12 protein-coding genes are annotated in these 12,559 nt (G+C 62.5%); 11 read left to right on the forward strand and 1 reads right to left on the reverse strand.

From position 1 onward, the window contains the following. Positions 1-33 precede the first annotated feature (33 nt). From CSE6_RS02995 to lolD, 3 genes are all read left to right on the forward strand, one after another. Positions 34-504, forward strand: coding sequence for a MarR family winged helix-turn-helix transcriptional regulator (locus CSE6_RS02995; RefSeq protein WP_034389298.1), 471 nt, complete (start codon positions 34-36; stop codon positions 502-504). A 78-nt stretch (positions 505-582) separates the two neighbouring features. After that, on the forward strand, positions 583-1,836 hold the full coding sequence (locus tag CSE6_RS03000; protein WP_003066109.1) for a lipoprotein-releasing ABC transporter permease subunit: 1,254 nt from the start codon (positions 583-585) through the stop codon (positions 1,834-1,836). Beyond that, entirely contained in the window at positions 1,829-2,518 is a 690-nt protein-coding gene (lolD, locus tag CSE6_RS03005) for a lipoprotein-releasing ABC transporter ATP-binding protein LolD (protein ID WP_059439847.1), read from the forward strand. The genes CSE6_RS03000 and lolD overlap by 8 nt, the downstream gene beginning before the upstream one ends. A gap of 88 nt (positions 2,519-2,606) precedes the next feature. Here the strand turns inward: lolD and CSE6_RS03010 are convergent, their stop codons facing one another. Further along, on the reverse strand, positions 2,607-4,031 hold the full coding sequence (locus CSE6_RS03010) for a methyl-accepting chemotaxis protein (RefSeq protein ID WP_059439848.1): 1,425 nt from the start codon (positions 4,029-4,031) through the stop codon (positions 2,607-2,609). A gap of 169 nt (positions 4,032-4,200) precedes the next feature. Here CSE6_RS03010 and CSE6_RS03015 point away from each other — a divergent pair, with 169 nt between their 5' ends. From CSE6_RS03015 to CSE6_RS03050, 8 genes are all read left to right on the forward strand, one after another. Further along, positions 4,201-5,022 carry a TatD family hydrolase gene (locus CSE6_RS03015; protein ID WP_034356580.1) on the forward strand — a complete coding sequence of 274 codons (822 nt, stop codon included), beginning with the start codon at positions 4,201-4,203 and terminating at the stop codon, positions 5,020-5,022. 100 nt (positions 5,023-5,122) lie between these two features. Beyond that, positions 5,123-5,659: a DNA-deoxyinosine glycosylase gene (locus tag CSE6_RS03020; protein ID WP_059439849.1), complete on the forward strand. Its 537-nt coding sequence runs from the start codon at positions 5,123-5,125 to the stop codon at positions 5,657-5,659. Positions 5,660-5,674: 15 nt separating this feature from the next. Continuing rightward, positions 5,675-6,538: a hypothetical protein gene (locus CSE6_RS03025; protein WP_012837166.1), complete on the forward strand. Its 864-nt coding sequence runs from the start codon at positions 5,675-5,677 to the stop codon at positions 6,536-6,538. Between the two features lie 67 nt (positions 6,539-6,605). Next, positions 6,606-6,968: a FlxA-like family protein gene (locus CSE6_RS03030; protein ID WP_034378578.1), complete on the forward strand. Its 363-nt coding sequence runs from the start codon at positions 6,606-6,608 to the stop codon at positions 6,966-6,968. Positions 6,969-7,074: 106 nt separating this feature from the next. Next, entirely contained in the window at positions 7,075-8,877 is a 1,803-nt protein-coding gene (locus CSE6_RS03035) for a GspE/PulE family protein (RefSeq protein ID WP_034356460.1), read from the forward strand. Positions 8,878-9,067: 190 nt separating this feature from the next. Continuing rightward, positions 9,068-9,556 (forward strand): tripartite tricarboxylate transporter TctB family protein, encoded by a 489-nt coding sequence (locus tag CSE6_RS03040; RefSeq protein ID WP_003066123.1) that lies wholly within the window; start codon positions 9,068-9,070, stop codon positions 9,554-9,556. A gap of 15 nt (positions 9,557-9,571) precedes the next feature. Next, the gene (locus CSE6_RS03045; protein WP_003066124.1) at positions 9,572-11,083 is read left to right on the forward strand and encodes a tripartite tricarboxylate transporter permease; all 1,512 of its coding nucleotides are present in this window, start codon (positions 9,572-9,574) and stop codon (positions 11,081-11,083) included. Positions 11,084-11,209: 126 nt separating this feature from the next. Further along, a complete protein-coding gene (locus tag CSE6_RS03050) occupies positions 11,210-12,517 on the forward strand; it encodes a DUF3422 family protein (RefSeq protein WP_034378581.1) in 1,308 nt (435 codons plus the stop codon). Positions 12,518-12,559 lie beyond the last annotated feature (42 nt).

A 12,559-nucleotide genomic window follows, 5' to 3' on the forward strand; every position in this document is an offset into this window, starting at 1 on the left:
GTGAATACCCGACAACCCACCTCCATTCAGCAGATGCTGCTGTTTCGCATCAGCCGCTTTTTTGGCGTGGCGGGCGGCATGGCCATGCGCATGTGCGAGGCCCGCTTCGGCCTGACGCGCCGCGAATGGGGCGTGATGGCGACGCTGGCGACCGAGGAGGGTTTGCTGTCCTCCGAGCTGGCGCAGAAGGTGCAGCTGGACAGGGCGCGCACTTCGCGGGCGCTCAGCGGCCTGGAGGAAAAAGGCTGGGTGCTGCGCCAGCCTCTGGATGGAGACCGTCGGCGCGTGGCCATTTATCTGACCGAGGAGGGGCGGCGCATGTACGGCCTGATCCTGCCCGAGATGGTCAAGATTCATGCCGACATCGTGTCCGTCCTCAGCGATGAAGAGCTGGCCTTGTTTGACGGCCTGCTGGCCAAGCTTCAGGCCCATGCGGTGACGCTGGAGCAGCAGGAGCAATACGCGGACCTGCCGCGCATAGGGCGCAGCAAGCCGCCCCGATAGAGGGGCGGCGGGCAGTCAGATCGCATAAGGCTGGCGCCGCCGGCAGGGCATTGCCGGCAATGCCACAATGCTGACAACATGCAATTTCCCTACGAACTGGCCGTGGGCTGGCGCTATACCCGTGCAGGACGCGCCACACGCCGCAATGGCTTCATCTCCTTTATCTCGGGTGTCTCCATGCTTGGCATTGCGCTGGGCGTGGCGGCGCTGATCATTGTGCTGAGCGTGATGAACGGCTTCCAGAAGGAAGTGCGGGATCGCATGCTCAGCGTCGTCTCCCATGTAGAAATCTACGCCCCGCAGGGCGCGCCTCTGCCTGATGTGGAGCGCACCATGCGCGAGGCCAGGGCCAACCCCGATGTGGTGGGGGCCGCGCCTTTTGTGGCAGCTCAGGCCTTGCTGGCGCGTGGCGAGGATATGAAAGGCGCCTTGGTGCGCGGTATCGATCCAGCGCGTGAGGGCGAGGTGACCGATCTGGCGGCCACCAGCGGCGAGGTGCTCAAGCGTCTGGTGCCTGGCGAGTTCAAGGTGGTTCTTGGCATCGAGCTGGCGCGCAATCTCGGTGTGAGCGAAGGCGATGTGATCACGCTGATCGCTCCCAGCGGACAGGTCACTCCGGCTGGCGTGCTGCCGCGCATGAAGCAGATGACGGTGGCCGGCACCTTCGATTCCGGTCACTATGAATATGACTCGGCGCTGGTGATGATGCATTACGAGGATGCACAGCGCATCTTCCGCCTGGAAGGGCCGACCGGCATTCGCCTCAAGCTCAAGGATTTGCACGAGGCCCCGCGCGTGGCGCATGAACTCGCTGACACCTTGACGGACCGCTTGTTCATCCGTGACTGGACGCAGCAGAACAAGACCTGGTTTGCCGCCGTGCAGCTCGAAAAACGCATGATGTTCATCATCCTGACCCTGATCGTGGCCGTGGCGGCTTTCAATCTGGTGTCCACCCTGGTGATGAGCGTGCAGGACAAGCGTGCCGATATTGCCATCCTGCGTACCCTGGGGGCCTCGCCCTCGTCCATCATGGGCATCTTCATGGTGCAGGGTGCCATGGTCGGCGTCATCGGTACCTTGGCCGGTCTGGCGCTGGGGCTGGCGATTGCCTTCAATATCGACGTCATCGTGCCGGCCATAGAGCAGGCGCTGCATGCCAATTTCCTGCCCAAGGACATCTACCTGATCAGCAAGATGCCCAGCGAGCCGCAGTCCACGGACATCGTGCCGATCGCCGTGATTTCCCTGATTCTTTCTTTTGTGGCCACGATTTACCCCAGCTGGCGTGCCAGCCGCGTGAACCCTGCGGAGGCACTGCGTTATGAATGATGTTGTGATGGGCCAGAGCGTGCTGGAGGCACGCGGCCTGACCAGGCGCTTTGCCGAAGGCAAGCTGGATGTGACCGTGCTACAGGGCGTGGATCTGCAGGTTCAGGCGGGCGAGACACTGGCGATTGTCGGCGCCTCGGGTTCGGGCAAGTCCACCTTGCTGCACTTGCTGGGCGGGCTGGATGCGCCCTCCACCGGCAGCGTCAGCCTCATGGGCCAGCCCTTGCACCAGCTCAGCCCGCAAAAGCAGGGCGCGCTGCGCAACCAGCATCTGGGCTTTATCTACCAGTTCCATCATCTGCTGGCCGAGTTCTCGGCCCAGGAGAATGTGGCCATGCCGCTGCGCATTCGCCGCGATGCCAAGGAGGACTGCATGGATCGCGCGGCTGAGATGCTGCGCGCCGTGGGCCTGGGCCAGCGCATGGCGCATCGCCCGGCCGAGCTGTCGGGAGGCGAGCGTCAGCGCGTGGCCATTGCACGTGCCCTGGTTACGCGTCCGGCCTGCGTGCTGGCCGACGAGCCCACGGGCAATCTGGATCGCGGCACGGCCGATACGGTGTTTGCGCTGATGCTGGAGCTGGCGCGCAGCCATGGCACGGCGTTTGTGATGGTCACTCATGACGAAGGACTGGCAGCGCGTTGCGATCGCATGGTCAGGCTGGGGCAGGGACAGTTGGCCTGACTTCCTGCCTGCCGACGGGCAAAGGCCCGGTCGCTGCCTTTGCAGCGCCGGGCCTTTTTCATGAAGTGCCTGGGGCGCTTTTCCTGTTTCAATAAGCGCCGACCGCCGCGTTCCGGATGGCGATCGTGGCCTGCTCGCGGGCCGAAGCCTGCAGCGGCACGGCAGGGCGCGGCTTGACCGAGCCTGGATTGGCCGAAACATCCTGCGCCGTCAGATCGTCGGTGACCTCGCGCAGCCTGGCGGACTGGGCCAGCGAGGTCTGCACCACCTCGCCCATGATCTGCGTGACCTGGCGCGAGGAGTTCACGATCTCGGCCATGGTGGTGCCGGCCTCGCGCACCTGGTTCACCCCCTGGGTGACCTGGGTGACGGAGGTCTGGATCAGCTGCTTGATCTCCTTGGCGGCTTCGGCGCTGTGCTGGGCCAGCTGGCGCACCTCATTGGCCACCACGGCAAAGCCGCGCCCCTGGTCGCCGGCGCGGGCCGCTTCCACGGCGGCGTTGAGCGCCAGCAGATTGGTCTGGAAGGCGATGGAGTCCATCATGCCGATGATGTCGCTGATCTTGCGCGAGCTGGCGCTGATGGATTCCATGGTGGTCACCACATCCTGCACGGTGCGGCCGCCGGCCTCGGCCACGCTGCAGGCGTCCTGGGCCAGCTCGTTGGCCTGGCGCGCATGGTTGGCGCTTTCGGTCAGACCTTCCACCGTGGCACGCAGGGTTTGGGCTGCGGTCACGCGGCGCGTGATGTTGGTGGCGAACTTGACGACCTTGAAGGGGCGCCCTTCGGCGTCGAGTATGGGGTTGTAGCTGGCTTCGATCCAGACCTGGCGACCGGCCTTGCCTATGCGCAGGTACTGGCCGGCATCATGATGGCCCAGGGCCAGCTTGTGCCAGAAATGCTGATAGGCCGGGGACTGGCGCTCGTGCGGCTGGACGAACATGCTGTGGTGCCTGCCCACGACTTCGGCGAGGGAGTAGCCCATGGTCTGCAGGAACAGATCGTTGGCCGTGAGGATGTTGCCGTTCAGATCGAACTCGATGATGGCCTGTACCTTGGCAATGGCCTGGAGCTGGCCGCGGGCATCGTCTTCGTGCTGCTGCTGCTCGGTGATGTCGGTGGCGTACTTGATGACTTTGCGCGGCTGGCCCTGGCTGTCGAAGATCGGGTTGTAGCTGGCCTGCAGCCACACGTCCTCGCCCCGGCTGTTGATGCGGCGGTAGCGTCCGCTGTCGTGCAGACCCGCTGCCAGGCGCTGCCAGAACTGGGCGTACTCGACAGAGCCGCGGGTTTCCTCATCGACGAACATGCGGTGATGCTGGCCGATGATCTGTTCGGGGCTATAGCCCATGGTACGCAGAAAGTTGTCATTGGCCGTCAGCACATGACCTTGCAGATCGAATTCGATCACGGCCTGCACCTGATCCAGCGCGGCCAGCTTGCCCTGCATGTCGGCGCGCTGATGACTTTGGCTCAGGCGTTGCCAGAGCGTGCTTTGCAGAAGTCCCGTCATAACTTGCTCCTTTGGCCGGTCGCGCAGGGTAGGGGGTAAAGTTGCTTAATGTTTTATTTGTTTCAATATGTGAATCGTAGGACAAGGCAGGAAACTGTCTGTAGTCACTTGACGTGTCATCGGCCGAGGCCGGGCTGCGCAAGCAGCCCAGCCGATGCATGATGTGTGGATGCCAACCTGGATAGATACTCATTGCCATCTGGATGCGCCCGAGTTCGCACCTGACAGAGATGCCGTGCGCGCCGCTGCGCAGGCCGCAGGCGTCACGCATCTGGTCATTCCTGCCGTACAGCGCAGCCATTGGCAGGATGTGATTGCGCTTGCCCATCGCCATGGCGACAGCTATGCGCTGGGCATTCATCCGCTCTACACGCCCGGCGCGCAGGAGTCCGATATCGCGGCGCTGCGCGAGCTGCTGCATCAGCAGCGCGGCGACCCGCAACTGGTGGCGGTGGGCGAAATCGGTCTCGACTTTTTTGTCCCCGGACTGGACGAGCAGTGCCAGATCTGGTTCTACGAGCAGCAGATCCGGCTGGCACGTGAATTCGAGCTGCCCGTCATCCTGCATGTGCGCAAGAGCAGCGATCGTCTGCTCAAGACCTTACGTCAGCACAGGGTTGTGGGTGGCATTGCCCATGCGTTCAACGGCAGCGCCCAGCAGGCGCAGGCCTTCATCGATATGGGCTTCAAGCTGGGCTTTGGCGGCGCCATCACCTATGAGCGCGCGCTCAAGCTGCGTGAGCTGGCGGCCAGCCTGCCGCTGGAGGCGCTGGTTCTGGAAACCGATGCTCCCGATATTCCGCCGCACTGGCTCTACACCACGGCTGAACAGCGTGCGGCCGGCCAGCCCCAGGGGCGCAACAGCTCCGCCGAGCTGCCGCGCATTGCGGCGGAGATCGCGCGGCTGCGCGGCATGGGCATTGAGCAGCTGGCGCAGGCCTGCACGGCCAATGCACGTAAGGCGCTCAAAGGGCTGCCGGCACTGCCGTAGATGGGGCAGCAGCTATCCTTTGCAGGCAAAGAGGCTCATGCTCATCTTTTTGAATGTCAGCCCAAGATCCAGGATGATGATGGCTGGGCGACAATAGGGCATGACTGAGGATTCTTCTGCCACCGTGACAGAGACAGGCCCGCGCTGGCAGGGGCTGGCCGCGGTGGCCGATGGCCGCACGCGGGCCCTGGTGCTGGGCAGCTTTCCGGGCCTGAAGTCGCTGCAGCAGGCGCAGTACTACGCCCATCCGCAAAACCAGTTCTGGCCGCTGCTGCAGGCCTTGTGGCCCCTGCATCTGCAGCCGCCACGTAGTGATTACGCGGGCCGCTGCGAATGGCTGCTGGCACGCGGGCTGGGTCTGTGGGATGTGTATGCGAGCTGCGAGCGCGAGGGTAGTCTGGATAGCGCCATTCGCGCGGCCCAGGTCAACGACTTTGCCGGACTGCGTCAGCGCTGCCCTGATCTGCAACTGGCGTTGCACAACGGCGGCGAGAGCTACAAGCATGCCCGTCAGACAGAGGCGCTGGGGCTGATCGCCCTCAAGCTGCCATCCACCAGCCCGGCCAATGCCGGCTGGTCGTTCGATAGAAAACTGCAGGCCTGGCGCCATGCGCTGGCGGCCCATGGCCTGCTTTGAAGATTGGTGTGAAACGTGATCCGTAAAACCCGTGGCGGTGCCAAATCCGCGCAAGACAAGAATGTGGCCAGCGTGCAGGAGCTGCCAGAAGTCAGCGTCTCCGACGACGGCGATATCCGCTATCTGCATCTGGGCACGCCCTGGGTCCAGGGCTCCATGCGTATTCGCGATCCTTTTGATATCGACCTGGAGTATGTGCAGCGCATGATGGGTTGGCTGCTGTTTGCCGAGCCTGCTGAAGTGCCCCGGATGCACGCCATGCAACTGGGTCTGGGAGCGGCCGCCATCACCAAGTTCTGCCACAAGAAGCTGCGCATGAAGACCACGGCGGTCGAGCTGAACCCTCAGGTCCTGGCCGTGTGCCGCAGCTGGTTCAAGCTGCCGCCTGACAGCAGCACGCTGCAGGTGGTGCTGGCCGATGCAGCCCAGGAAATCAAAAAGCCCGAATGGCAGGGCACGGTCGATGCACTGGCAGTCGATCTGTATGACCATGAGGCTGCGGCTCCCGTGCTCGACAGCGCCGAGTTCTATGCCGATTGCCGCAATCTGCTGACCGAGGACGGCATCATGACCGTCAACCTCTTTGGCCGCTCCTCCAGCTTTGACAAAAGCCTGGATCAGATGGCCCAGGCTTTTGGCGAGGACGCGCTCTGGGCCTTCCGCCCCACACGCGAAGGCAATACCGTGGTGCTGGCACAGCGCACACCGCGTGTGCTGCAGGGCGCCGAGCTGGATCTGGCCTGCGATCAGGTGCAGGCCCGTTGGGACCTGAACACCACCCGCTGGGCCAAGGTGTTTGTGCCTGCACGCGATGCAGAGGCAGGCAGCAAGACGGCCAAAGCCAAAGTCAGCCGCATCGGCCGGGGCGCTACCGTGTAATTGCAAAGCCTGAGTAAAGTGCTTGTGTCGGCCTTGATGGTGGCGGTTTTCTGCCGATGATGTGGACATGACGATCAGTGCCATTTCCTCCAGTTCTGCCGGTTCGGCCCCTTCGGGGGCTGGCGTGGCATCGCGTATCCAGCAGCTGCAAAGGCAGATCAAGGATGCCACCAACGAACTCAAGGAAGTTGCCAACAGCGACGCTGATGCCAAAACCAAGGAGCAGCAGGCGCAACTGCTGCAGACCAAGATCCAGATGTTGCAGGCCCAGATAGAGGCATTGCAGAACCAGCAGGCACAGCAAGCCCAGCAGGCTGCCCAGCGCGGGACCGAGGCAGTCCAGCAAAAGCAGGATGAGCAGATGCAGAGCAGAAGTCGCGGCAATCCGGGCCAGGGCGGCCTGGGCGGACTGCTGGACGAATATGCCTGAGCTACATCAGAGATGAATGCCATCGTTCGCCTGCTTTGTATCGTCCTAGTCAGAAGCGCGGGCCGATGGCGGTACAGTCAAGGCAGTTTTGTTGCCACTGCCGCCCATGTCATTGACTGAATCCCTTCTGCCACAGTCCATCAAGCCTGCTCAATACCAGGGACCGCTGGACTGGCGCAAGCTGGTGCAATGGTTGCAGGAAGACGCTGTGATCACGGCGCAGGAGGCCGAGCGCACGATTGCGCGCTGCTCGGCCGCAGAGAGTGCGCAACTGCCGCTGGTGCGGCTTGCCAATGTAGGTGTTGTCGGCGCCCAGACGCGTCAGCCGCTGGATCTGGAGACCCTGACCCAGTATCTGGCACAGCGCAGCGGTCTGGCCTATCTGCGCATCGATCCGCTGCGTGTGGATGTGGGCCGCGTGGGTGAGGTCATGAGCGCCAGCTATGCCGAGCGCCACAAGGTACTGCCCGTGCAGGTGACCGCCAAGGAGGTGGTGATTGCCACGGCCGAGCCCTTCATCAGCGACTGGGTGAGCGAGGTGGAGCGGCAGGCACGCCGCAGCGTGCGCTGCGTGGTGGCCAATCCGCAGGATATCAAGCGCTATACGGCAGAGTTCTTCGCCCTGGCCAAGTCCGTGCGTGCGGCAGAGAAAGCCGGTGGAGCGACCGGCGGCGCCAGTTTTGAACAGCTGGTGGAGCTGGGCAAAAGCAACAAGCAGCTCGATGCCAACGACCAGGGCGTGGTGCGCGTGGTGGACTGGCTGTGGCAGTATGCCTTCGACCAGCGGGCCAGCGACATTCATCTGGAGCCCAGGCGCGAGCAGGGCGTGATCCGCTTTCGCATCGATGGCGTGCTGCATCCGGTCTACCAGATGCCCATGGGCGTGCTGAATGCCATGGTGGCGCGCGTCAAGTTGCTGGGGCGCATGGATGTGGTGGAAAAGCGGCGGCCGCTGGATGGCCGTATCAAGACGCGCAACCCGCGCGGCGAGGAAGTGGAAATGCGCTTGTCCACCTTGCCCACGGCTTTTGGCGAGAAGATGGTGATGCGCATCTTCGACCCGGAGAACACGGTCAAGAACCTGGATGCGCTGGGCTTCAGTGCCCATGACGCGCAGCGCTGGGAAGATCTGGTCAAGCGCCCGCACGGCATCATCCTGGTCACCGGCCCCACGGGATCGGGCAAGACCACCACGCTGTACTCCACGCTCAAGCGTGTAGCGACCGAGGAGGTCAATGTCAGCACGGTGGAAGACCCCATCGAAATGATCGAGCCCAGCTTCAATCAGACCCAGGTTCAACCCCAGCTCGACTTCGGCTTCACCGAAGGCCTGCGTGCGCTGATGCGTCAGGACCCGGACATCATCATGGTGGGCGAGATTCGCGATCTGGCCACTGCCGAGATGGCGGTGCAGGCTGCACTGACCGGCCACCTGGTCTTCTCCACGCTGCATACCAATGATGCGCCCAGCGCCGTCAGCCGCCTGATGGAGCTGGGCGTGCCCTCCTATCTCATCAACGCCACCTTGCTGGGCGTGCTGGCCCAGCGTCTGGTGCGTACGCTGTGCTCCAGCTGCAAGGTGCGCGATGAAGACGCAAAGCCCGAGGATCTGGCCGAATCGGTCAAGCCCTGGAAACTGACCGGCAGTTACCAGCCCTACAAGCCCGTGGGCTGTGAGGACTGCCGCATGACAGGCTACCGCGGCCGCATGGGTCTGTACGAGTTGCTGATGGTGACCGAGGCCCTCAAGAAGCAGATTCACGATGCCCCGTCCATGGACGTTCTGCGCCGTCAGGCCGTGCAGGACGGCATGCGCCCTCTGCGCCTGGCCGGGGCTTTGCGCGTTGCCGAGGGCGTGACCACCTTGCCCGAGGTGCTGGCCTGCACGCCGCTGATGAGCGAAATCTGAAAGTCCGGGTGCTAGTGCTTGCTTCTTGGCTGGTGTAGCAAGTGCAGGCCGGCATTGGCCTGGTTGAATGCGGTAAATGTGTACAAAGCGTCGGCATTAGGGTATGCCCTCTGTAGGTGGAATCCACATCAATTTGGCATTTCTATGAAACGAGAATCGCCAAGTCGTGATTTCCGTAAGGAGACGTTTTGTGAAAATCAAGAGCCAAAAAGACTTTTTCTCCGGTCTGATGTTCTTGGCCGTCGGTCTCGCATTTGCGATCGGCGCGTCCAACTACACCATTGGCACCGGCGCCCGTATGGGTCCAGGTTACTTCCCTCTGATCCTGGGTGTGCTCATGGCCATCCTGGGTGCAGCCATCTGCGTCGGCGGCCTGACCAAGGGCCCCGAAGGTGGTGACAAGATCGGTAAGTGGGCCTGGAGGCAGGTGTTCTTCATCCTGGCAGCCAACTTTGCCTTCGGCATCTTGTTGGTGGGCGTGCCTGCTGTGGGTATCCCTCAGTTCGGTCTGATCATCGCTATCTATGCGCTGGTCTTCATCGCCAGCCTGGGCGGTCATAGTTTCAACTTCAAGGAAACAGCAATCCTGGCCACCGTGCTGGCAGTGGGTAGCTATTTCGCTTTCGTGTGGGCGCTGAATCTGCAGTTCCCCGTGTGGCCTAGCTTCATTGCAGGCTAATCAGGAGCATCGTCCATGGATCTGATTCAGAACTTGTCGACGGGTTTTGGCGTGGCTTTCACGTTCCAGAACCTGATCTACTGCTTTGTGGGCTGTTTGCTCGGTACGCTGATCGGCGTGCTGCCCGGCATTGGCCCCGTGGCGACCATCGCCATGCTGCTGCCCGCCACTTACGCTCTGCCTCCCGTGGCGGCGCTGATCATGCTGGCCGGTATCTACTACGGCGCCCAGTACGGTGGCTCCACCACTGCCATTTTGGTGAACCTGCCAGGTGAATCCTCGTCGGTGGTGACCGTGATCGACGGCTACCAGATGGCGCGAAAAGGTCGAGCAGGCCCTGCGCTGGCAGCGGCCGGTATCGGCTCCTTCTTCGCAGGCTGCGTGGGCACCGTCATCCTGGCTGCCTTCGCTCCACCCCTGACCGAAGTGGCTTTCAAGTTCGGCCCCGCCGAATACTTCTCGCTGATGACCCTGGGTCTGATCGGTGCCGTGGTGCTGGCTTCCGGTTCGCTGCTCAAGGCGATCGCCATGATCGTGCTGGGTCTGCTGCTGGGCATGGTCGGAACCGACGTGAACTCCGGTGTGGCTCGTTACAGCTTCGACATTCCTGAACTGACCGACGGCATCGACTTCGTCGTGATCGCCATGGGTGTGTTCGGCTACGGCGAAATCATTGCCAACCTGTCCAAGCCCGACGACGAGCGCGAAGTGTTCGCTGCCAAGGTGACGGGTCTGCTGCCCACAAGCGAAGACTTCAAGCGCATGCTGCCAGCCATGCTGCGCGGTACGGCTCTGGGTTCGGCCCTGGGTATCTTGCCCGGTGGCGGTGCCATGCTGTCGGCCTTTGCTGCCTACACCATCGAAAAGAAGACCAAGCTGAAGCCCGGCGAAGTTCCTTTCGGTCAAGGCAATATCCGTGGTGTGTGCGCTCCTGAATCCGCCAACAACGCTGGCTCTCAGACATCGTTCATTCCTCTGCTGACCCTGGGTATTCCTCCCAACGCCGTGATGGCGCTGATGGTGGGTGCCATGACTATCCACAACATCCAGCCCGGTCCTCAGGTGATGACCAGCAACCCCGAACTGTTCTGGGGTCTGATCGCCTCCATGTGGATTGGCAACCTGATGCTGATCATCTTGAACCTGCCGCTGATCGGCGTCTGGATCAAGCTGTTGACCGTGCCTTATCGCTGGCTGTTCCCGTCCATCGTGCTGTTCTGCGCGATCGGCGTGTACGGTACCAACAACAACGTCTGGGACGTGTGGATGGTAGGTATCTTCGGCTTCATCGGCTATGTGTTCCACAAGCTGGGTACCGAACCTGCTCCTCTGCTGCTGGGCTTCATCCTGGGCCCGATGATGGAAGAAAACCTGCGTCGAGCCCTGCTGCTGTCGCGTGGTGACTGGTCCGTGTTCGTGACGCGTCCCATCTCCGCCTGCCTGCTGGCTGCCGCCGTGGTGCTGCTGGTGATCGTGCTGATGCCTGCAGTGAAGAACAAGCGTGAAGAAGCTTTCGTGGAAGACTGATCGTCAACCTGATCGCTGATCATCGTTAAAGCGGCCCTTCTGGGGCCGCTTTTTTTATATGAGGACCTTTGTTTCGGGGACTATGGATTAGGGCGGCAAAATAGCTGCAGTTATTCGAAAGATTGCATGGCCTTGTCTTTATTGCCCGCGCAGCACCCTCAGCGGGTCTTGCTGCACAACGAAATTCATGCCCGTCCTGCGGAAATCATGCAGGCCCCTCTGGCCATCACGCATATCGTGATGCTCACCGATGCGGCACAGCGTGAAGCCAGCCGCGAGCATGTGGCGGCCCTGCTGCGCAACCACCATCGCCCTCTGCCCGATGCGGCAACCACCCATGTGCTGATCGACCTGGGCGCGTTTCGCCTGCGTTGGGAACAGCACACCGAGTTCGTGGCCTGGACCTTCACCACGCCCATGGCGCAAGCCGGCGTGGCCGATGTGCGCGAGCCCGAGACAGCCATCGACGCCGTTCCGCGCGACTGGCTGGCAACCCTGCCAGGGCAGTGCCTGAGCAGCCTGCACCTGTGGGCGCTCAACGAGCAGGATGTGGACCCGCAGTATCTGATGCGTCACATGTTGCAGGCCGATACTCTGGTCGGCTCGCGCGTCTCCGGCGGTGCGGGGGCCATCTATACCGACTTTGCGATTCACCCCGATGGTTTCTCGCGAATGTTGCTGCTTGCGGGCGCCGATCTGTCTCCGCGCCGCCTGGGCCGTCTGGTGCAGCGTGTGCTGGAGATTGAAACCTATCGCATGGCGGCGTTGCTGGGTTTGCCAGCCGCACGCAAGGCAGCAGCCGTGCTGGCCACGGCCGAGCGTGAACTGGCCGAGCTGGCCAATGCCATCCGCGCTGCCGACCGCGACACCGAACCGGCGCTGCTGGACCGACTGACCCGCTTGGCCGGGCAGGTGGAGAGCGAATATGCGGCCACGCATTCGCGCTTCTCGGCCAGTTCCGCCTATTTCGAGCTGGTGGACAGGCGTATTCAGGAAATTCAGGAGACGCGGGTGGATGGCATTCAGACCATCCGTGAATTCATGGACCGGCGACTTACACCTGCGCGTGCCACCTGCGAATGGGCGACACGCCGCCAGAATGCGCTGTCCGAGCGAGTCTCCCGCGTCAGCAGTCTGTTGCGCACGCGTGTCGAGATCGAGCAGCAGCAAAGCAGCCAGCAGCTGCTGGGCACGATGAACGACCGCCAGGGCACCCAACTCAAGTTGCAGTCCACGGTGGAAGGCCTGTCGGTCGCGGCCATCACCTACTACATCACCGGCCTGATCAGCTATCTGGCCAAGGGCGGGCAGAAGCTGGGCTGGCCCTGGTCGCCCGAGTCGACGGCGGCCGTGGCCATTCCGGTTGTGGCACTGGGCGTCTGGTGGTCGCTGCGCAGGCTGCACCACAAGCTGTTTCATGGTCGCAGTCATTGAGCATGACATTGGATGCCAGCGCTTTCTGATAAAGCTCTAGCA

Source organism: Comamonas sp. E6 (assembly GCF_001010305.1).
Lineage (GTDB): Bacteria > Pseudomonadota > Gammaproteobacteria > Burkholderiales > Burkholderiaceae_C > Comamonas > Comamonas thiooxydans.

Excerpts from the sequence above, each read along its gene's own strand:
- CSE6_RS02995 (WP_034389298.1), top strand. The coding sequence starts at position 34 with ATGCTGCTGTTTCGCATCAGCCGCTTTTTTGGCGTGGCGGGCGGCATG.
- CSE6_RS03000 (WP_003066109.1), top strand. The coding sequence starts at position 583 with ATGCAATTTCCCTACGAACTGGCCGTGGGCTGGCGCTATACCCGTGCA.
- lolD (WP_059439847.1), top strand. The coding sequence starts at position 1,829 with ATGAATGATGTTGTGATGGGCCAGAGCGTGCTGGAGGCACGCGGCCTG.
- CSE6_RS03010 (WP_059439848.1), bottom strand. The coding sequence starts at position 4,031 with ATGACGGGACTTCTGCAAAGCACGCTCTGGCAACGCCTGAGCCAAAGT.
- CSE6_RS03015 (WP_034356580.1), top strand. The coding sequence starts at position 4,201 with ATGCCAACCTGGATAGATACTCATTGCCATCTGGATGCGCCCGAGTTC.
- CSE6_RS03020 (WP_059439849.1), top strand. The coding sequence starts at position 5,123 with ATGACTGAGGATTCTTCTGCCACCGTGACAGAGACAGGCCCGCGCTGG.
- CSE6_RS03030 (WP_034378578.1), top strand. The coding sequence starts at position 6,606 with ATGACGATCAGTGCCATTTCCTCCAGTTCTGCCGGTTCGGCCCCTTCG.
- CSE6_RS03035 (WP_034356460.1), top strand. The coding sequence starts at position 7,075 with ATGTCATTGACTGAATCCCTTCTGCCACAGTCCATCAAGCCTGCTCAA.
- CSE6_RS03045 (WP_003066124.1), top strand. The coding sequence starts at position 9,572 with ATGGATCTGATTCAGAACTTGTCGACGGGTTTTGGCGTGGCTTTCACG.
- CSE6_RS03050 (WP_034378581.1), top strand. The coding sequence starts at position 11,210 with ATGGCCTTGTCTTTATTGCCCGCGCAGCACCCTCAGCGGGTCTTGCTG.